The 20,905-nt window shown below is 43.0% G+C and carries 14 protein-coding genes; 11 read left to right on the top strand and 3 right to left on the bottom strand.

Going from position 1 to position 20,905, the window contains the following annotated elements; translation table 11 throughout:
* Positions 1–416: 416 nt before the first annotated feature.
* A complete protein-coding gene (locus tag SHAL_RS19470) occupies positions 417–1,304 on the top strand; it encodes a sensor domain-containing diguanylate cyclase (RefSeq protein WP_012278824.1) in 888 nt (295 codons plus the stop codon).
* A 378-nt stretch (positions 1,305–1,682) separates the two neighbouring features.
* Here SHAL_RS19470 and SHAL_RS19465 read toward each other — a convergent pair whose 3' ends face one another.
* Both SHAL_RS19465 and SHAL_RS19460 read right to left on the bottom strand, forming a co-directional pair.
* Complete coding sequence (locus SHAL_RS19465) at positions 1,683–3,833, bottom strand: bifunctional 2',3'-cyclic-nucleotide 2'-phosphodiesterase/3'-nucleotidase (RefSeq protein WP_012278823.1); 2,151 nt, start codon at positions 3,831–3,833, stop codon at positions 1,683–1,685.
* Between the two features lie 1,148 nt (positions 3,834–4,981).
* The gene (locus SHAL_RS19460; RefSeq protein WP_012278822.1) at positions 4,982–5,338 is read right to left on the bottom strand and encodes a hypothetical protein; all 357 of its coding nucleotides are present in this window, start codon (positions 5,336–5,338) and stop codon (positions 4,982–4,984) included.
* A gap of 536 nt (positions 5,339–5,874) precedes the next feature.
* Here SHAL_RS19460 and SHAL_RS19455 point away from each other — a divergent pair.
* The 7 genes from SHAL_RS19455 to SHAL_RS19425 all read left to right on the top strand — a co-directional run bounded on the left by SHAL_RS19455 (position 5,875) and on the right by SHAL_RS19425 (position 14,228).
* Entirely contained in the window at positions 5,875–7,170 is a 1,296-nt protein-coding gene (locus tag SHAL_RS19455; protein ID WP_012278821.1) for a hemolysin family protein, read from the top strand.
* Between the two features lie 159 nt (positions 7,171–7,329).
* Positions 7,330–8,901 (top strand): N-acyl-D-amino-acid deacylase family protein, encoded by a 1,572-nt coding sequence (locus SHAL_RS19450; protein ID WP_150102113.1) that lies wholly within the window; start codon positions 7,330–7,332, stop codon positions 8,899–8,901.
* 375 nt (positions 8,902–9,276) lie between these two features.
* Entirely contained in the window at positions 9,277–10,950 is a 1,674-nt protein-coding gene (locus SHAL_RS19445) for a BCCT family transporter (protein ID WP_223296220.1), read from the top strand.
* Positions 10,951–11,212: 262 nt separating this feature from the next.
* The gene (locus tag SHAL_RS19440; protein ID WP_012278818.1) at positions 11,213–11,716 is read left to right on the top strand and encodes a glycine cleavage system transcriptional repressor; all 504 of its coding nucleotides are present in this window, start codon (positions 11,213–11,215) and stop codon (positions 11,714–11,716) included.
* Positions 11,717–12,330: 614 nt separating this feature from the next.
* Positions 12,331–12,987, top strand: coding sequence for a Qnr family pentapeptide repeat protein (locus tag SHAL_RS19435; RefSeq protein WP_012278817.1), 657 nt, complete (start codon positions 12,331–12,333; stop codon positions 12,985–12,987).
* Between the two features lie 156 nt (positions 12,988–13,143).
* Positions 13,144–13,545, top strand: coding sequence for a hypothetical protein (locus SHAL_RS19430; protein ID WP_150102112.1), 402 nt, complete (start codon positions 13,144–13,146; stop codon positions 13,543–13,545).
* Positions 13,546–13,703: 158 nt separating this feature from the next.
* Positions 13,704–14,228, top strand: a complete 525-nt coding sequence (locus SHAL_RS19425) for an Sbal_3080 family lipoprotein (protein WP_012278815.1) — start codon at positions 13,704–13,706, stop codon at positions 14,226–14,228.
* A 120-nt stretch (positions 14,229–14,348) separates the two neighbouring features.
* Here SHAL_RS19425 and ppnP read toward each other — a convergent pair whose 3' ends face one another.
* On the bottom strand, positions 14,349–14,630 hold the full coding sequence (ppnP, locus tag SHAL_RS19420) for a pyrimidine/purine nucleoside phosphorylase (RefSeq protein ID WP_012278814.1): 282 nt from the start codon (positions 14,628–14,630) through the stop codon (positions 14,349–14,351).
* A gap of 870 nt (positions 14,631–15,500) precedes the next feature.
* Between ppnP and SHAL_RS19415 the strand changes: the two genes are divergently transcribed.
* The 3 genes from SHAL_RS19415 (at position 15,501) to SHAL_RS19405 (ending at position 20,879) form a co-directional block, all read left to right on the top strand.
* Complete coding sequence (locus SHAL_RS19415) at positions 15,501–18,737, top strand: HD domain-containing phosphohydrolase (RefSeq protein ID WP_012278813.1); 3,237 nt, start codon at positions 15,501–15,503, stop codon at positions 18,735–18,737.
* 214 nt (positions 18,738–18,951) lie between these two features.
* Positions 18,952–20,118 carry a BamA/TamA family outer membrane protein gene (locus SHAL_RS19410; RefSeq protein WP_041416130.1) on the top strand — a complete coding sequence of 389 codons (1,167 nt, stop codon included), beginning with the start codon at positions 18,952–18,954 and terminating at the stop codon, positions 20,116–20,118.
* Between the two features lie 2 nt (positions 20,119–20,120).
* Positions 20,121–20,879 (top strand): hypothetical protein, encoded by a 759-nt coding sequence (locus tag SHAL_RS19405; RefSeq protein ID WP_012278811.1) that lies wholly within the window; start codon positions 20,121–20,123, stop codon positions 20,877–20,879.
* Positions 20,880–20,905 lie beyond the last annotated feature (26 nt).

The following is a 20,905-nucleotide window of genomic DNA, read 5'->3' as shown; positions in this document are numbered from 1 at the left end:
TATGGCGTTTATTTAACTCTGGCTTCAAAAAATCTTTACTGATTATTGGCAATAACGGATATCTATTCAATATTGACAGTTACTTCCTTTTTTATACAAAGTTGGAGCGTACAAGGGGGCGGGGGGCTGAGGTTTAGTTTTCCAGTCTTAATATTAATCAAAATTATTGCTTAATAAAAAAGGTGGTAATGCTTTGGGTGGGCGTTATCGGCAAAGCTTGAGAGATGTAAAAGTGTAACTTACGTAACAAAAATAAGAATAATCAATTTACAACAAATAGCTATGAGTTATATTTTGCACAAAATGATTTTGTGGCTAAGCGCATTATCGGGCTGCTATTAAATATACCGCTGAAGTTAAATTTTATGGAATATTAATTTCAATTTTCCAAGTTTGATGTCGTTAAGGATAGACAAATGATAGAGGAAGACGTCAATCTGCTGAATGGGCTGCGTGCAGCATTAGATCACGTGCAGTCTTTTGTATATATTAAGAACTGCAAATTAGAGTATGTATACGCAAACAAGCACACTCTTGATCTTTTTGGATGTACTGCTGAAAATTTGAACTTAGCTGATGACTCTAACTTTTTCTCACCTGATATAGTGCCAATTCTAAGAGCCGTTGATCTAAGAGTTTTATCTGGAGAGTCCACAAGAGAAGAGGTTATTGTTGACGATGGACATCCGGAAAAACGAATTTATCTTAACGTAAAAACGCCAGTTTATTGTGATAGCGATCCTGAGTGCATCATAGGCATTTTAGGTATATCTACGGACATTACTTTCGCGAAATTACTTGAAGAAAAAGCTCTTAAGCTAGCGAAAACTGACGTACTAACGGGATTGGCAAACCGATTGGAGCTGGATTCAGTACTTAGTTATGAAATTGAAAGACTCAAACGCTTTCAACATCCTTTAAGTATCATCATGTTAGATCTCGATCATTTTAAGACAGTGAATGATAATTATGGTCACCTACTTGGGGATAAGTGTTTGATAAATATCGCCAAAATGATGAAAAATAATTTCCGCTTAATTGATACTGTCGGTCGCTGGGGAGGGGAAGAGTTCCTTATTATATGCCCCGAAACAGACTTTAATGGGGCTATAAAGCTGGCGGAGAAATTTAGACGTCTTATTGAAGAGCATATTTTCCCAGAAGTTAAACGCATAACCGGAAGTCTTGGGGTAACCTCGTTTATTGAGGGCGATACTCATGAAACTTTAGTCAATAGAGCCGATAAGGCTTTATATAAAGCTAAAAAGGCTGGAAGAAATAGAGTTGAAGCTTTTGAGGCGTGAGTAAAATAGTGGGGTTAGAGTAAAGTCTCTCTCCCCAAATAATCCGCAGTCCATAACCAAACTTTTTGCCGCTCAAGCAGTAGGCTTATCTTTTCGTCACCCCGCGTATTCCGACTTTGGTTCACTGTTTTTAGAAAGTGGTCAAGTTTGTCTCATCAGTGTGTTTTTAGTGATTATAAATGGGAAGCTTCACAATATTTGGACGATTGTTTATCGGCCACTGTCAGCTAATATTTAATTATTATAAAAAACCCTACTTATCACTAAGTAGGGTTTAGTTTAATCACAACTTTTAAGCTAACTTGGTTAAAGGCTAAGTTATTAACTTAGCCACTTAGCCACTTAGCCACTTAGCCACTTAGCCACTTAGCCACTTAGCTACTTAGCTTTAGCCGCACAGTTGAACTCACCGTTGTAGTCAAAGTTAAAGTGGAACTTAGTGAAGCCTTCAGTACCGGCTTTAGTTTCTTCTACTTTCTCAGTTGAAAGACCAGTGATGCCATTGTCTACACAGCGGAATGCTTCATCAAGTGTGGCAGATGCAAACCAAACGCTCTTGGTATTGGGTGCTACAAGCTGGAACACTTCAGCATTAGGGAATGCCAATGCAGCCTCACCGCCATTATTAGCTAGCGAATCTTCTAGGTAGAATTGCACTAACTCACGGTTATTAAAGGCTGCTTCTTCTTTTACTAGAACAGCTTTATCAACACCCGGCATGCTCTTATTAGAAGCACGGTAGTTGTTAGTGATGACATAAATTTCAGCATCATCAGCAATTTCAACACCGTTATAGGTCAGGCTAGTTAGCTGTTTATTCTCTGTAACGTCATGTTCAAAGCCATTAATGTTGATGTACTTTGATTCATTTTCAACATTCACAGTGTACTTAAGTAAGCCTTCACCTGATTGGCTGAATCCACCAAAGAACGCATCAAAGTTATAACCTGGGAATGATTCATTTAGGAATCGCTCACCCGCTGCTAAAGGTAGGCTGTTGTAAGCATTTGAGTTAACCCACTCAATCCAGTTCTTCATATCAGAACCCGTCATCTTCAACACTGCTGGGGTATTGTTATCAAATACATAGATATCAGCAACAGATGCGTTAGTGAGCTCGCCTTCTTGGATGTTAGTAAAGTCTTGTGGACCGTTACGGCCAGACTTGAATGGCGCTGAAACTGACAAGAAGATAGCGTCTTCAGCTGCGTCGTTAAATTCACCGGCTTGTTTCCACTTCATTAACTGATGCAGTTGTGCTTCGTTAACGACCTGAATCGATAAATCAGGTACCACTTGTGGGAAGAAGCTGTTCATGTTCACATCGATGTCGGCAATTGATGTAGACATGTAATCAATCGTACCTTGATGCTCTTCAGCGACTAAATCTTCGATAATACGATTTGAGCTATTAGGGATTAGTGAACGAAGCTCTGATGTTGACTGAGTATGGTCAACGTCCCAGCTTTCGCCGTTATCTTTAGTTGTAAGGGTTAAGTCAATAACACCTAGCTTAGCGCCCCAAAAACCTGGCATCACAGCAGGAATACCATTGATTAATCCAAGCTCTGCATCTACGCCTTCGATTTCGCCGTATTCGCCAGTGGTATTTGGAAATTCACGATGGTCATGACCAAACATGATTGCATCAATATCATTAACATAGGCAAGATGTAACGTTGCGTTTTCAGCAAACTCATTGTCATTATCATTTAGGCCTGAGTGAGGAATCGCAACAATAATGTCTGCGCCTTCAGCTTTCATCTTTGGAACATAATGCTCAGCTGTTTTCTTGATATCAGACACCATGACATTACATTTAAGTAGTGATTCATCCCAGCCCATAATATTTGGTGGAGTAAAGCCAATAACACCGACTTTAACTAAGTAAGTTTCGCCGTTGCTGCTCATAAATTCACGATCTAAGATCACGTATGGCTCATATTTGTGCTTAGCTGTGTCATAGAACTCTTCAGTGATGCGAACTTCACACTCGTCTGCAGCATTACTTACTTTCTCTAGCGAGTTATCAACTTTCCATACGTTGGCACTCACATAAGGGAAGTTTGAACCTTTTAGCGATTCATCAAGAAAATCAAGACCGTAGTTAAACTCATGGTTACCCAAGTTAGCCGCGTCGTACTGCAATTCGTTCATTGCTTTGTAAACAGGGTGGGTATTTTCTTTAACGTGCTCAGTACCCAGCGACGCCATATAGTCGCCCATTGGGCTACCTTGGATTAAATCGCCATTATCAAATAACATGCTGTTATGAACTTCACCACGTGTGGCTTCGATAACCAAAGAGGTACGTGCTAAGCCCCATTCAGGCAGTTTAGTTTCGTTAACTTCTTTGCTGACAAAGTAGTTGTATGGCATTACGTTGGTGTGGATATCAGTGGTTTCCATCAGGCGAACGCTGATGGTGTTATCACTAACGTTATTGTCATCGTCTGATGAGCTGTTACAACCTACTAGCGCAGCTGCAATGCTTGAAACAAGCAAAAGCTTTTTAGTACTTAATTTCATGTTTACTCCAAAAACCATTTTATTTTTATTAAAGTCATTACTACCACTCAAGAATTCGATAGTGTGTTCTCAAATGAAGTAGGGAATATCAAGCTATAATGCTCAATATCAATAAATTCTGAGGCAAAATAAATAAAAAAAGTCACTAAGTAAAGTGAGTGATGTACTTCTTAAAATAGCCGTTAACAATTGAAATGAATAAGAAATTAACTATGCAGGTAAATTAAGTAATAAAATTAAAAAATGTAAGTAATAGAAAGGTATAGCAAGCAGTAAACAATCAAATCTAGGCATGTGCACCAGCTTAAATCCACCCACAACTACACAACTAAATATTGTCCAGCCATACACAAGTAAAACGTTAGGCGTTTTTTCATTACAATAGTTGCAATTGTTTGCAGTGGTAAATACCAGATAAACATATATTCAAAATAGAAATATATTTCATAAAATAGAACACTAAGATTAAATAAACATTTAAACTAATTAGAAACAATAAGCTAGCTCATAACACGATTTGGGTATTACTATTAATAGGTATGGTTTAGTAATATTGATATCTTTGCTAAGCATGTTTTGAATACTGATTTCTTGTATTTAGTAGGTAGTTATGTATCTTTTTGATATTTAATGATCAAAATAGAACAGCTCTGACTAAAAACTAAAATTTAGAGATGCTTTTTATCGCAAAAATATTTTTAAGAAATATAATTCCTCGCACTAAAAAATACAATATTAGTAACATAGTTGAAGCCAAACTGGAACAATTGCAACATAATGCCAGCGACTCTGCCGCGTAGGAGAAACCTGTTTAGATTAGCATTCCAACAAAATAACCAAGAAAAATCTCATCGACAGCCAGCATTAATGACAGGTTTTGAGACCTCTTACTAAGCTTTAGTGCTTACTGAAGTAGGAGATTGATATGCCCCGCACAAGAAGTACGCTCATTAGCTTGAAACTTTCTACTTAATAAGAAAACCTTACGATCATTGTTATCCTCTTGCATGTTGAGCGTGGCGTGGTCGTTGCGTTTGGCGACACTTGCAGCCATCTGCTGTGGCCTTAGATGCAAAGTGTGGTCTAGCTTAGAGTAGTCAATCTAGAACGTAGGGTGGTGTAACGGTTTGTTAGTACGAATGCGCGAGTTACATCTCTTCAGTGACGGTGCACATTCCGGTAAAGGCGGGTTGGTCAGCAACTTGTACTGTGGCAAGCAATTGATGATCCGCTAAGGGGTATTGGGTGTAAGCAATATAGGTTGGTGTTTCACTAATATCTTGGCCATCGACACCGTCTATCCGGTAAATGTTATTCATGGTGGGAGACATGTAGCTGCCATCAATTTTAACTAGCGCCTGATTTGAACGTAAGATCTCAATATTCTTCATGATGACATCATCACCGCCTTTGACTTTACAGATCAGGTCGCTGGCCTGTGCGGCACCACTCAATGCTGCGATACCGATGGTTGAACTTATCAATAGTTTGCTCAATATATTCATATAAAATCTTGCCTCATTAGTTTGTTAAGTATCTGCACTTACATAATAAAACTGCTCTGTACAATTAGGTTGAGTACTTAACTACAATAATAGTTCCCAGTCTGTGGCAGTCAATGTATGAACGCGGCTTGTTTACTCAGCGCAGAGGTAGACAGCCAAATCACTCCTACAGGCGAGTTTTAGCGCATCCGATGCGGTGTTAAGGAGCTTAAACGTAGAAAAGCTATGTTCTTCACTCGGTGCAAACTACATGCTCTTGTATGTTCCCGACATAAATAAGACATTTCCTCCGTCCTTGGGGGTTAGATGTGGTGAATGTCATTAATGCACGACTATATGGATATAGGAGGTAGGGTAACGCTGGAGCTGTTACCGAGGAGCAATTAATTACCTTGCCTCAGAAGCGCTAAACTCTCGCCGAGCGACCACATCTTTATGCCGATTGGTATTAACTGTACAGGCTTCAAACAAATACTTTGCCTTTAACGTAGCTTAGTGCAAAGTTAACGAGTCGCTTGTATTTTTAAGGAACTTGCATGGACGTGTTGATCTTAATGGCGCTTATTCTTCTTAACGGGGTGTTTGCGATGTCTGAAATTGCACTGGTTTCAGCCCGCAATAGCCGTTTACAAAAGCTTGCCGATAAAGGAGATAGTGGCGCTGCTAATGCGATTATACTTAAACAAGATCCCACTCGATTTCTATCTACAGTACAGATTGGCATAACGACCATAGGCCTGCTTAATGGTATCTATGGTGAGGCGGCACTGGCGGCACCATTAGCCGAGTATCTAACTTCGTGGGGAGTATCTTCAAAAACGGCCTCTATGGCTTCAACCGTTATTGTTGTTCTGGGGATCACTTATCTATCTATTGTCATTGGTGAACTGGTTCCCAAAAGACTAGCCCAGCTCCATCCCGAACTTTTTGCCCGCCTAGTTGCTAGGCCACTCACCTTTCTAGCCATGCTATCTCGCCCCTTTGTGACGCTACTGGCCTGGTCGACAGATCTCATGCTTAAGCTTCTGGGTAAAGGTCGTGGAAGCGGTGAAGAAACCATCACTGAAGAAGATATTTTTGCCCTGTTAATGGAAGGATCACGCAGTGGTAGCATTGCGCCTCATGAACGAGATATGGTGCGTAATGTCTTCCATCTCGATGACCGTAAGGTGTCATCTTTACTCACCCCCCGCAGCGACATCATAGCCTTTGATTTAAGTAAGCCTATAGATAGCAATCTAACATCTTTGCTAGCCTCAGAGCATGATCGCTTTCCCATCATTGATAGAGAGATAGATAACCCCATTGGCGTGCTATCTGCAAATAAGCTACTGAAAATAAAAATATCAGGAGTACTGGATAATGCCGCAATAAAGTCAGCAGCATTTCCGCCCGTCTTTATTCCAGAGAGCTGGAGCGGTAGTCAGCTATTGGCTTTTTTTCGTCACACAGGTGAACATATAGCCTTTATTGTCGATGAATATGGCGATCTGCAAGGCATAGTGACCCATACCGACCTGCTTGAAGCGTTGGCTGGTGAGTTTAAATCTGCTTCACCCGATGATATCGGATCCAAGCTACACGCTGATGGCAGCTGGACCATTAATGGACTTATCTCTATTTTGGTCCTCAAAGAACTCCTAGAGTTAGACGCCCTTCCCGATGAGGAGCTGCATGGCTACCACATCCTTAGCGGCATGATGATGTGGTGTCTAGATAGCATGCCCAAGGTTGGAGATGTATTTGTGTGGGAGCAGTGGCGCTTTACAGTGTTAACGCTTGATGGCAATCGGCCCGATAAGATTGAGGTGACGCCAGTTCCAAAAAGTTAGTTAATCATAGACATATGGGCGCTCCCGGTTAGTCAAGATGATTATTAATGGGTGGCTTAGCTGTTTGGTTTTTATTTCAAAATCTTATCCTTATCTCATTTATTGCATAATTATTAAACTATCATGGCTGTTGGTATTAATTTAGGGATGGAGATAAGCGTGCGTCAGTTAATCAAAAACGCCACCGTCATAGATGGAACTGGTGGGGCAGCTTTTAAAGGCGACGTTCTAATTGATAATCAGTTGATTATTGATGTGGCACCGCTTATCGAACTTGCTGCTGACAGTGTCATCGATGCTGGTGGTGCCTATCTGACTCCAGGGTTTATTGATGTTCATAGTCACAGTGATTTAGCGACATTTTTACCACAGGGATTTAAGCCAAAAGTGCTGCAAGGGATCACCACCGAGCTTATCGGTGTCTGCGGCCTTGGGGTCGCCCCGCTACCCAAACCACTTCAGGCGGAGGTCAGAGAGCGCCTGATCATCGGTAACCCTAATATCGATTGGAGCTGGGACAGTTTCAGCAGCTATGGCGCTGCCCTTAAACGGCATGGGCTGGAGGTCAATCTGTCTGCCTTTGTTCCCCACGGCTTATTGCGTTATCAGATCTGCGGTAATAGCAGTTTGACGATGGATGGCTCTCAGAGAGAAAGGCTGGCTCAGCTAGCTGATCAAGCCTTAAGTGAAGGGGCTCTTGGGATCAGCTTAGGGCTCATCTACCACCCGGCGCTGTTTAGTGACAAGCGTGAGCTATTAACTCTGGCTCAAGTCGCTGCTAAACACCATAAACCCTTAGTTGTGCATATGCGCAGCGAAAGCGATGAGGTTATTGAGGCGTTGCAGGAGATGATTATCCTGTCGCAACAGGCTGGGTGCCAGCTGCATATCTCTCACCTAAAGCTAATCGGGCGACGAAATGCTGCTAAAGTATCAAGGTTACTGGCACTGATTGATCGCCATGAACTGACATTTGATCAATATCCATATAACTACGGCAGCACAACACTGCTCTCTATTTTACCGCCTAGCCTTATTCGCACATACGAACCCGATGCCTTGATGATTGCCCTGAAAAAAGCGGAGATCAGACAGCAAGTTCGAGATTGGTTTGCTGAGCGGATTTTGCCTCAGGCTGGTGAGCCATGGGACAACCTGCCTGCTCTGTTGGGCTGGGAAAATATCTTAATCTGTGAAGTGGGATCTCAGAGCGCAAAGCAGTGGTTAGGATGTTCTATTACTGAGTGCGCACAAAAAATGGATCAGCACCCTGTTGATTTTGCACTTGACCTTCTTGTTAGCGAGCGAGGAAATGTGCGTATGATTGATTACTTTATGGATGAGGAGCTAGTTGAGCAGATCTTTCAGCACCCTAGGGGGATGGTTGGTACAGATACCATATTTGGAGGGCATCTTCACCCAAGAGTTAGTGGGTCATTTCCACGGATTATTCAACGGTTTGTCTCGCAGCGTCAGCTACTGCCACTTGAGCAGGCCGTACATAAGATGACCGGTTTGAGTGCAGAGACTTTTTCGCTCCACAAGCGAGGCAGGTTAGCGCCGGGCTACTATGCCGATATCAGCTTGTTTGATGCTAGTTTTAGTGACAATTCAACGATAGATAAGCCTGATGCCTATGCAACGGGGTTGCGTGATTTGTGGGTGAATGGCAAGCGAAAAGTGAAGCAGGGTGAGTATCTAGAAATCCGCAGTGGCGAGCTGTTACTGTAGCGGCAGCTCATTTTGAGCTGGATAGACTAGTTATGCCATTGATTAAGAATGGGTGGCTAGGCTGTCATTTACAATTCAAGGCGTTACAACTAGTCATATCACTACCGATATGAGTTCAAGTTAAATGCTTGAAATAACGTTAAAAGCGAAATAATTCACTGCGCTCTAATATTTGCTGCGACTTTCCTGTTGCTTATCTCGATTTTATTCCTACTTTCAATTGTGCTAAAATATCGCCCCTTTTACAGCCTCAACCTTTACAAAGTCACTCAATGTCTTTGCGATAGCCGAGGAAAATTCACCGACTCAGCTTAAAATATATCTTAATAAACAGACTTATATTTAATGGCTGACGATGACAAAAGCGAATACTTAATGTCGAATTTGACACAATCTGTTGATCGTAAATCAACAGATGAAAACTACCTTGCAGCCCATCCCCCTGAACAAAGTGATGCGTCAACCAAGGTAAATCCCTTCTCCAGTCCAGTACTCTGGTTAAGTGGCGGCTTTTTAGCTCTCTTTGTACTGCTTGCTGTTTTCGATACCTCAGCTCTGTCCAACATCATTCAAGTTGGATTCTCTAAAGTGACCCAATGGTTTGGCCCATTTTGGCAAATTCTTTTGCTGGCTAACTTTATTATTGGTCTCTACTTAGCCTTTGCTAGAACTGGCGACGTTAAGCTCGGTAATCGCAGCACCCCAGAAATTGATACCTTCAAATGGTTGGCGATTGTTCTGTGTACCCTGTTAGCCGGTGGTGGTGTATTTTGGGCTGCAGCTGAGCCTATCGCTCATTTTGTTTCCTCGCCACCTTTTTACGGTGAAGCAGAGGGGCGCACGCTGGCGATCAATGCCTTATCTCAATCTTTTCTGCATTGGGGGTTTCTTGCATGGGCGATACTCGGTAGCTTAGCCGCGATTGTTTTAATGCATCTACACTACGACAAAGGTTTACCATTGCAACCTCGCACTTTGTTGTATCCCATTTTTGGCGATAAAGCACTTAACGGTTGGATTGGTACCTTAACCGACACATTTTGTATTATTGCTGTGGCCGCCGGTACGATTGGTCCAATTGGCTTTCTTGGTCTGCAAATTAGCTATGCGCTCAATGCGCTTTTTGGTGTGCAAGATACCTTAATCACCCAGAGTTTGGTGGTACTGTTTGCCATCGCTATGTATACCTTATCGGCATTAAGTGGCCTAAGCCGCGGCATTCAGCTAATAAGCCGCTACAACATTTTACTTTCTGCTGCACTGATCATCTTCATTCTACTATTTGGCCCTACCAGCTTCATCATCGATGGCTACATGCAGGGCGTGGCTAAAATGGTCAATAACTTTGTGCCGATGTCACTCTACCGAGGCGATGCTAATTGGCTAAGTTGGTGGACGGTGTTTTTCTGGGGCTGGTTTATTGGCTATGGTCCGATGATGGCGATCTTCATTGCGCGAATTTCTCGCGGCCGCACGATTCGTCAATTGATCCTGTCTATTTCTATTATTGCACCACTCATCACCTGTTTCTGGTTTAGTGTTGTCGGTGGATCTGGCCTTGCGTTCGAGTTAGCGGAGCCCGGTGTTATCTCGACAGCATTTGAAGGATTTAATTTACCTGGCGTGTTGCTGGCTATTACCTCACAACTGCCAATGCCGTCGCTGATTGCAGTACTGTTTTTAATCCTAACGACCACATTTATCGTCACTACAGGTGATTCGATGACTTATACCATTAGTGTGGTCGTGACAGGTTCCACCGAGCCTAGTGGCGCAATGCGTGCGTTTTGGGGAATATTAATGGGACTGGTTGCTATCGCATTGATCTCGATGGGCTCTGGTGGCATTTCCGCCCTACAGTCGTTTATTGTGATCACTGCCGTTCCGGTGTCATTTGTTTTGCTACCATCACTGTGGCAAGCACCCAAAATGGCTAAAGCGATGGCGGAGCAGCAATTTGGTAAGCCATCACTCAATCATGCGCAAGCAAGCCATTCACAAACAGAGCATTCACAAACAAAGCATTCGCAAGCAAAGCAATCCGGATAAGTGGGTTAAAGTAAACGTTTACTTTAAAGCCCCGATGCTTGTTAGTATCGGGGCTATTGCTTATGTACTGACCCACACCGCCGCCTCGGCAGTATAGCCTGTTAAAGTGCGCCGACTTGGATAATCACACTGGAAAAAATGCTAAGTACAGCTAATTAGATTGGTATAAAAAAATGGCTGTGGTAAATTAATTCTATCGATAAGTTCGTATGTTGAACGATTTGTTTTCACCGTATATTTTTTGTATTGAGAGGTACTTCATATGAAGAAGACTTTTGTTACCACTGTCAGTGGTGTGACGGAGCCTGGCATAATCAAATCATTAGCTGAGATCACCCGAAAGCATGGTGGTGAATGGCAAATGAGTAAAGTGATTAAACTTGGCGGGCATTTCACTGCTTTGTTTGAGGTGACTATCGAGGCTGAGTCTCAGCCCCAACTTGAGTCGGACTTTGTGACTCATTTTCCCGCACTGTATTTTTCCTACGCCCTAGTCGCTGAGCGAGCTCCGAGCGCATGCCAACGCGTCAAACTTGTATTTGATTGTAATGACCGCCCCGGTCTAACACGAGATATCGATGATATTTTGGCGGATCTTGAGGTTGAATTGGAATCGTTGGAGTGTCACCGTTTAGCCGTTATAGGCATGAGTTCTCCCGTATTCTCTTCAATCTTAACGTTAGCTATTCCAGGATCGATAACCAGTGAGAGGGTGATCGAGTCACTCGAAGGTTTGAGTGATGATGTGAGGGTGAGTCAGATCTGAGTGATTCATGTTCTAGACCAGTGCATTCAAGCCTAGATGAATGCACTGACCTGATGCACCATCAACGACCTGCACCACCACAGACTGCCATGGTTAATACTTGATAGTTAATGTCAGATAGTTAATGGCTATCATTAATGACATGTTTTTAGACCTCTTACTAAGCGTGAGCTAATGCTGAAGTAGGAGGTTATATACCCCACCCTATAAGTACGCTAATTAGTTACAGCTAACGTGATCAATAATGGGTGCCTTGCTTTTTATTGGCATCGATTACTAAGATCTGTCGTACTCAATATGTGATTGGTATAAGCACAATGGCCCATTGCTAATGCTGTTTTGGTCGAGTCCTTGTTGTAACTGCATTGTCTCTAGCACTCAAATCTATCTGCTTGGCTTTCTGTAATCCCCTAGGCTTAGTTAAAGTTTTTTCTTGACCTGCGCGTCTTCATTAAAAATTTTACCAAGGTTTAAGAGCTATTTTGACGCCTTAAAATCGCTTACGGTAGGCCTGTTAACTTGTTGATATTTAAGGCTTTGTTTTTATTGGTTTCTCATGGCGTGAATGTTAGTCTCCGATTTCTAAACTTGGTTTTATGTTGCAAGAGGCGTTAATGAATAGAATAGATGAGCAATTTGATGGGGATGATTTTAGTCATCAAGACTTGAGTGATTCACATTTTGAGCGGTGTAAATTTTATAACTGTAATTTTAATCATACCGATCTCAGAGAGAGCCGTTTTGTTGACTGCTCATTTATTGAGTCAGGTTCATTGAGTGGTTGTAATTTTGAGTATGCAAATTTGCAAGATTCGAGCTTCAAAGGTTGTCAGTTATCTATGGTGATTTTTACTGGGGCCAATTGCTTCGGTGCGGAGTTTAGAAACTGCGACTTGAAAGGGGCTAACTTTTTTAAGGCGAGTTTTGCCAACCAGATCAGTCGACAAGTCTATTTCTGTTCTGTTTATATTACTGGGTGTAATTTGTCTTACGCTAATTTTGAGCGTCAATGCATCGAGAAATGCGATCTATTTGAAAACAAATGGACGGGCGCAAATTTATATGGGGCGTCATTTAAGGGGTCTGATTTGAGTCGGGGAGATTTTTCCAGTGATGCCTGGGGACAGTTTAATGTGCAAGGCTGCGATCTTTCTTATTCTGAACTATCTGGACTGGACCCAAGAAAGGTGGATCTTAGTAATGTCAAAATATGCATGTGGCAGCAGGAGCAGCTATTAGCGCCTCTTGGAGTCATTGTTGGAGCTGACTAACTGTTTCAGTCTGAGTCAATTTCAACTATGCCAAGTGCCCACTTTGGCAAAATAGTCGCAAATTTTAACTTTTGATTTTTAATCTAGGCCTCAGGTTAGCTGATTACTATGGGACGATTTGCTATCTATTTTATCGTTAAAAGAAGGATTTTCACCTTGGATACACTAAATTCGAATACGAGTCGTAAGCCGTGGATTGCGTTTGCTGTGGTTGCTGTCATCGTGATTTTATTCGCAGCGCTGGTAATGGTGATGCCTAAAGGCTTTAAATCGACCCATGAAGAGATAGGTACGGGTAAACCTGCAGTCGTGTTTGTTTATGATAATGGTCTTGCGGTGAGTAATAGTCAGACAGAGCAGATGAATGAAGCGCGTGATTACCTTGGCGATCAAGTGCACTTTCTTATCGCTAGAATGGGCACCCCAGAGGGGGATTTACTGATTGCTCAGTACCGCGCCGACTCGGCAGAGCTTTTACTGTTTGATCCAGCGGGGGAGCTAGTCAAAAGGCAACCTGCGATGAAATATGCCGGGGAGCTAGTTCAGTGGGTACAGTAGTAAAGTAGCTACTAGTCACCTTTCAAAGTTGGCCATCTGAAAGCCCTGATAGTAAAAACTATTAGGGCTTTATTGTTTGTGAAAGTTGTGAAGCATGGCGCTATACAGTTGTGTATCTGTCAGTGTAAAATCTCTTGGCATATTCAAGAGAGGTTAAAATGAAAAAGATACTATTAGCTTTGGTGCTACTTGCCGCGACAGGCTGTTCAAGTAATGGACTCACTGAGTTGAAACAGATGGAACCCAGCTTTGATAAGCAAATCGTGATGACTAACGATGCTAAGCAAACGGCTAACGTTAGAAGTATTGTCACTAACTGGATGCTTGATAATGGTTATAACGTATCCAAGACAACGGCGAGTCCTAAGGCTCAGTTAACAGATAATCAGGTGATGTTTGAGTTTAACGCTAATTGGTGGTGGGATATGGCTACTTACATGCGTTATGTAAACTTAGATGTGACTGATAATAAGGGTAACAAGATAGCGGAGTTAGATTTCGATTCCGTGCAATACGGTGGCTTCGATAAGTTTGGTAATGCGGAAGAAAGGCTTAACCTGATCATGGAGGTTTTCTTTCAAAAAATATCGATACAAGATGCAGAGCGTCAATTGGAGCATGGTAAAGACGTAAGAGGTAGCAGCGCTGAGTCGGTATCAACATGCGCATATGACTGTGACTAAATAAGATCAGATTAAGATTCGTTATGGTGAGACTTTAGCTGACAAAAAACCATCCATCTTGAGTGTTCAATTTAACACTAATGAATGAACTGATGGATGGTTTGCTTGTTTAACAGCTAGTTAGCCGTAGATGCAAAGGTAAGCGGTTTGGGTCTCAACCTTTACTTGGAACTTAGCATTGCCGATAACATCAAACTGTTCACCAGCGTTAAAGGTCTGCCATTCAGTTTGACCCGGCAGCATTACCGTTAGTGCACCTGAGATCACTTGCATCACTTCTGGTGCTGCAGTACCAAACTCATAATCGCCAACTTCCATTACACCAACAGATGCTGGTTTTTCAGCACCATCAAAAGAGATCGACTTAACCTGGCCTTCAAAATATTCATTTACAGCTAACATTATTATTCCTCGTGATAAGAATGTTGAGCACAGCTAAACAGCCTTAGTTTAGAGCCTGCGTCTCAACGGCGGGATAATATATCAATTGTATAAGTACCAAAAATAAAATATGCCTAGATTTATCGATGAAATGTGAATGGTGTTTTACCTAGCCAGTTAATTAGCTATTCTAAAACTGCAGATAGAGGTGTTGAGGTTTAGTGATAAATTCGAGTTAATACCAATCAGTATAAAGATTTGGTCGCTCAGCGAGAGTTTAGCGGCACTGAGACAAGGCAACGAGTGAAGAGCATAGTTAAACTAGGTTTAAGCTCCCTCTTGTTCCTTAAGAGTCACAGTATCAGAGCCGCTAAAACTCGCCATTCTGGAGCGTTTTTGGCTGCCTACTTCTGCGTTGAACAACTTCACAAGGGAGCAACCATTCTTTCAGTTATTCGCCTTGAATTAGTTTGCCAAAAACGTTCTGAGTAGATCAACTTCTTATACTGATTGGTATAAGATGTGCGAGGGTGAAATAGCAAGGCCGAGTGAGCGGGCATAGATGCCAAGCTGGAGGAGGCTTGAGAGTCCTTTGCTCAAAGTAGAAATAGTAGAACAGCCATAATCGTTATGGCTGTTTATCGCATTTTATTCTTCGCTAAATTTTGCCTCAATCTTATCCATTTCTTGTTGTTCTTTAAGCTAACGCTGTTGCTGGGGAGTTTTTTGGTTTAGATGGCAGACTATTCTTTATCTGTTAACTCGGGGGGGAGCTTGGAGTCATCATTATAAAACTGAGCACAAATTTTGTTTTTAATTCAGGTTGTTGATTTGTTGCGCCCCTGTTGTAAAATGCTCATTTCAAGGATTGAATAACAGAGTTGGAGTACTATGGGCGGCTTGGAAAAAATCAACAATAAGCGATTTACCATTCGCGTTACTGTGGTGGGGATCTTTATTTTAGCCACTATCTTAACCGCCGCGATTGCCATTAGCTTGCAATATTACTTTAGTAAAAATATGGCAACCGATGCCGCCGTTAAGCTCTATAACCTTACCGCTAAAAATACCAGTAGTTACCTTACCCAAGTCGATAGTCGCGCGATTAATACGACTCAGTTACTTTCAAATTTTGATGTTCTTGTGATCGATAGAGCCTTTAATCCCGAGGTCAGGCAAGCATTTGCCGATGTGATGCAAATCAACCCATTGTTTTATGGTATCTATGTGGGGATGCCTAATGGTGACTTCTATGAGCTGATTAATTTGAATGCTCACCCGATAATAAGAAAGCAGCTTAATGCATCCCATCTTGATCGTTGGGTGCTTATTAGCATCAGTGGTGAGGGAGAGTTACGTCAGAAGCAACAATCTTATCTTGATGAGCAGTTTAATCTGCGTGTTACTCATATAGAGCCTAGTGAGTATGACGCCAGAGCCAGACCTTGGTTTGTTGATGCTAAGCCCCATGTGGTTTCTAAAACAGAGCCTTACCTATTCCAGCACCTGCAATCACCGGGTCAAACCTATTCGATAAAACTCGCTGACTCAGGAGTGGTTCTCGCCTTAGATATTGCACTATCAACCTTGTCGGATTATCTAGTTATGCAAGGGGAAGATGAACAGGGCATCAATGAGAAAAAAATCTATCTCTATAAGCAAAGCGGCGAGCTGATCGCATCTAATCAAGATAGAAAAATAGGTGTTGAAGTACCCGATTCTAAAGAACTAGTGTTAACTGCCAAACAGCGGGCTCTGGTAGCCAATACTGAGCCCTTGTTAGTCTCTAATGAAACCGACTGGGCCCCCATCGACTTTGCTATATCAGGCATGCCGCAAGGCTATAGTGTCGACCTATTGAACCTTGTTGCCGATATGACCGGTTTAGAATTGCATTATATCAATGGTTTTAGCTGGAGTGAGCTGACCGAAAACTATAAAGCCGACGAGCTAGACATGCTGCACTCTGTGATTAAAACCGATGAGACGCGTCTATTAGGTGAATTTAGTGAGCCGTTTCTTGAGCTGCCTTACGCGCTTGTTACCCAACAGGGGACGCCTGAAATCACCCATATCGAGCAGTTGAACGGTAAACACGTTGCGATCCCAACTGGCTGGTCCATTGTCGAGGTGATTCGAAAAAACTATCCGCAGATTGAGATCGTTGAGATGGCTTCAACCTATGCCATATTACATGCGGTTGAACAGGGCGAGGTTTTTGCGGCGCTTGATAACAGCATCATATTGCATTACACGGCGAAGCAGTTTTTTGTGGAGCAGATTCAATATCATGAGCAGCTGGACTTCTCACCGATAAAACTTAATACCGGTTTGCATGTTGTGATGCCTGCAGAGAGAGCAGAGCTTATCGCGGTGATCAATTTGGCGCTTGCCAATATTACCCCTGAGCAAACTCAAGCATTGAGGGCTAAGTGGTTTGGTGAGGGAGTAAAACAGACCCTATCGACACAGGGAACCGTGCCTTTTGAGGCGCTTATCGAGCTGGCTCGCGAGCCAAAAAACCAGAAAAGGCTGATTCGTCGTGAGTTAAATGGAGTTGAAGAATTTCTCTATGTGACACCTTTTGGGGGGAGCTCATCTGGCAGTGAAGAGCCTTCGGCTGGGAGTCGGGAGTACTTTGCTATTGTGGTGCCAACGGAGCAGTTGCTTACGACCAGTGTTGAGAAAGTGCAGCAATCTATTCTACTTACCAGTCTCTGCTTATTGATCATCTTACCGGTTTCATGGCTGTTTTCATCACCTATTATTCGTCCTATCAAGTTACTGGCCATCGAAAACGATAAGATAAAGCATCGCCGATATGATGAGGTAGAGAGAGTTCAGACCAGTATCACAGAGCTTGATGAGCTGGCGCAGTCTATGATGGATATGTCTAGCGCCATTAAGACTCATGAAGAGAATCAAAAGGAGTTAATGGAATCGTTTATCAAGCTCATCGCCCAAGCGATCGATGACAAGTCCCCCTATACTGCAGGCCACTGTAATCGGGTGCCGGAGCTTGGCTTGATGTTGGCTCATGCTGCAGAAAACTCTGATCTTGCCCCCTTTAAGGATTTTAAATTTAACACCGATGATGAGCAGCGAGAGTTTCGCATCGCTGCCTGGCTGCATGATTGCGGTAAGATCACCACTCCAGAATATATTGTCGATAAAGGCACTAAGCTCGAAGCCGTCTACAATCGTATCCATGAAGTTCGGATGCGCTTTGAGGTATTGTGGCGTGACGCCGAGATTGACTATTTAAAGCAGACCCTCTTAGCTAAAGAGTCTGGCGAGCAGTCGGCACAATTAGTGACTGAGTTAACGAATGGGTTAACCAATGAGCTTGCTCAGAAGCGCAAGCAATTAAAAGCAGACTTTGAGTTTATCGCCAAGGCTAATGTAGGTGGTGAATTTATGGTTCAAGAGGCGAAAGATCGCCTCTCACAGCTTGCTAAAATTAGCTGGCAGCGTCACTTTGACGACAGGCTAGGTCTCTCACCTGTCGAAGAGCTTAACCTCAGTGAGCGAGTAGCCGAGCTAAGCTATCCAGTTACAGAGCCACTACTAAGAGATAAGCCTGAGCATATTATCAAGCGCATCAATAAGGTGGAGTTTGATCCTAAGTTTGGTATTAAGATGGCTATTCCTGAGTATCAATATAACTTAGGTGAGCTCTATAACCTTTCTATCTCCCGCGGCACCTTAACCGCAGAAGACAGGTTTAAGATTAACGAGCATGTCACCAGTACCATTAAGATGCTGGAGAATCTGCCATTTCCACCTGAGCTGGCAAAGGTGCCGCGTTATGCCTCTACTCACCACGAAACCTTAAAAGGCAGCGGCTACCCACGCAAACTCAGCGCCGATGAGCTGTCGATCCCTGAGCGTATCTTGGTGGTTGCCGATATTTTTGAGGCGCTAACCGCGGCAGATAGGCCTTATAAGAAGGCCAAGCCTCTCAGTGTTGCCATCGATATATTGTATAAGATGGCACTGGATGAACACCTTGATATGGATATCTTCAAGCTATTCCTCTCTAGTGGGATCTACCTAGATTATGCGCATAAATTCTTGGATTCGGCTCAGATAAACGAGGTCGATACCGCTAAGTATTTACACCCATAACCGATGGATAAAAGTGCTTAAAAGAATATCGCAGCTACGGCAGCCAAGTTCTATCTGTTACAGAATTTGGCTGCTTTTATAACTCAGTGAATAAGTTATCGGAAATTCATTGCTGATTAATCCTTAATCAAAAAAAGTCATTGTTGAATACTCTTGTAGTGGTAGAATGCCGCCCCTTAGCTCCCCATTTTCTTCGTTACTGATTAGAGTATTTATGAAACGGATTTTATTGTTAACCCTGTGCGCTTTTTCAAATCTGGCGCTCGCTGTAGAACCTCTATTTGACACCCCTAAAGATATGCAGCCGACTTGGGTCGATGACATCTTGTCGGTGTTTGGTGCTGACGGTGAGTTTGATCAGAGCAAGCCTATCGATATGAGCTACTTACCTACTGCGTACTACACGCCAGAGAAGAAGTTTGGCGTGGGTCTGTTGATGGTTGGCTTATATAAAACCGATGGCGCGGCGAGTGACGAGCAGCCATCTTCCTTGGTATTAAACTCTTTTGTTTCAATGAATAACTCTTACGGTGTTGAAATTGAAAATATGACCTTCTTCAACGGTGGTAAGCAGCGCTTACTGTTGGGGTTAGAGCTACATAACGAAGCCGCAGTTTATTACGGCCAGGGCATCGAACAGGGCAATATCGACGCAAATCATCACGAGTTTGAGGAGCAACTATACAGCTTCAAACCGCGTTGGATGACTGAGATTGCCAACAACTATTTTCTAGGCATTGGGGCTGATTTTACCTACGCGAGTGCTGATAAGTTAGAGTTGGTTGAAACAGGCTTACCTGTGGATTCAGCCGATATTTTACCGAATAACTTCAGCTCGGGTGTGGTGATCACCAGTATCTATGATTCCCGTGATTACCGCCTAAATGCCACTAAGGGCTGGTTATTTCAAATTGATGCCGGACTGTATCAAAACGATGAATATTCAACATTTTCGACTTACGATCTTGAGCTAGCTAACTATATCGACTTGAGCTCAACCTCAATGCTGAGTTCGGCGCCAGGGCTTATCGCATGGCAAGTGCAGGGACACTTTACCGATGGCGATGTACCTTGGAATATGCTGCCAGATCTTGGTGGCTCAGGTGCGATGCGCGGCTATATCAAGGGTCGTTACCGTGATAAGCAGATGATGATGGGCCAAGTGGAGTACCGCCTACCTATCTTTCAACGTTATGGCATGGTGTTCTGGGGCGGCGTGGGTAGCGTGGCGTCAAAGATGAGCGACCTAAATGAAGAGTTAATGACCTCTTACGGCACGGGTTTCCGCTTTAAAATCAAAGATAATATTAACTTACGTCTCGATATCGGCGTGGGTGAAAACGAGACTAACTTCTACCTCAATGTGAACGAAGTATTCTAATCATGACGCGTTTAATAGCCTGTATGTTTAGCCGTGTATTAACGCTGCTGTTAGGGTTAGCACCTATGCTAGCCCTGAGTAATAACGTGTTAGCTCATGAGTTAAAGCCATCCTCAACCGAGCCAGTGCAGTGTAGCCGCAGTTCAAGTTACGATATTTACCTCAGTGGTATCCATACTGGGACAATGAAGCGCACCGAAAAATGGCAAGGGAAAACTGCTGTTGTCACCTCAAATAGCAAAGCCAGTATTTTAGGCATAGGCACCCAATATCAGCAAAGAGCCGAGTTATTTTGGTCGAACCAAACCAATGAGTGGCTGACCGAACAGTTTCATCAAAAGGTGACCGGCTTTCGTGCCCGAGACATGCAGGCAACCTTTAGCGATAACGGCCGCAGTTCTCAAGTTGATATTGATGGTGACATAGAAAGCTATAGATCAAACGATATTGCCCTGCGAGACGTGGACACCTTGGCCATTCAAATGCGTGAATACCTGCTGCGGGGGCGACAGCAATTTGCTTTAATCAGGCAGGCCTCGGATGCGATGGAGCCGTATCAGTTTTATGTTCAACAGCCGCAGACTACTGAAATTGCGCCTTGGGGCGAGCTAAGCTTGATTCCGGTTAAGCAAACGGGCGCAGAAGAGGTGACCTACTATTTTGCTCCCGCCATGGATTATCAGCTTGTTAAAGCCCGCTATCATGGCATCATACTGCGCGGGTTGATTCAGCTTAATCACTACAGCTCGTCTTGTGACTAGATAGCCAACCACCATTTGTCTTGGTT

This window comes from Shewanella halifaxensis HAW-EB4 (assembly GCF_000019185.1).
GTDB lineage: Bacteria > Pseudomonadota > Gammaproteobacteria > Enterobacterales > Shewanellaceae > Shewanella > Shewanella halifaxensis.
Note: the sequence above shows the minus strand (reverse complement) of the source record. Positions and strands in the feature narration are given on the sequence as shown.

Bases quoted from the DNA above. Each gene is read 5' to 3' on its own strand.
- SHAL_RS19455 (WP_012278821.1), top strand. From the start codon at position 5,875: ATGGACGTGTTGATCTTAATGGCGCTTATTCTTCTTAACGGGGTGTTT.
- SHAL_RS19470 (WP_012278824.1), top strand. From the start codon at position 417: ATGATAGAGGAAGACGTCAATCTGCTGAATGGGCTGCGTGCAGCATTA.
- SHAL_RS19445 (WP_223296220.1), top strand. From the start codon at position 9,277: ATGTCGAATTTGACACAATCTGTTGATCGTAAATCAACAGATGAAAAC.
- SHAL_RS19465 (WP_012278823.1), bottom strand. From the start codon at position 3,833: ATGAAATTAAGTACTAAAAAGCTTTTGCTTGTTTCAAGCATTGCAGCT.
- SHAL_RS19435 (WP_012278817.1), top strand. From the start codon at position 12,331: ATGAATAGAATAGATGAGCAATTTGATGGGGATGATTTTAGTCATCAA.
- SHAL_RS19415 (WP_012278813.1), top strand. From the start codon at position 15,501: ATGGGCGGCTTGGAAAAAATCAACAATAAGCGATTTACCATTCGCGTT.
- SHAL_RS19425 (WP_012278815.1), top strand. From the start codon at position 13,704: ATGAAAAAGATACTATTAGCTTTGGTGCTACTTGCCGCGACAGGCTGT.
- SHAL_RS19460 (WP_012278822.1), bottom strand. From the start codon at position 5,338: ATGAATATATTGAGCAAACTATTGATAAGTTCAACCATCGGTATCGCA.
- ppnP (WP_012278814.1), bottom strand. From the start codon at position 14,630: ATGTTAGCTGTAAATGAATATTTTGAAGGCCAGGTTAAGTCGATCTCT.
- SHAL_RS19405 (WP_012278811.1), top strand. From the start codon at position 20,121: ATGACGCGTTTAATAGCCTGTATGTTTAGCCGTGTATTAACGCTGCTG.
- SHAL_RS19440 (WP_012278818.1), top strand. From the start codon at position 11,213: ATGAAGAAGACTTTTGTTACCACTGTCAGTGGTGTGACGGAGCCTGGC.
- SHAL_RS19410 (WP_041416130.1), top strand. From the start codon at position 18,952: ATGAAACGGATTTTATTGTTAACCCTGTGCGCTTTTTCAAATCTGGCG.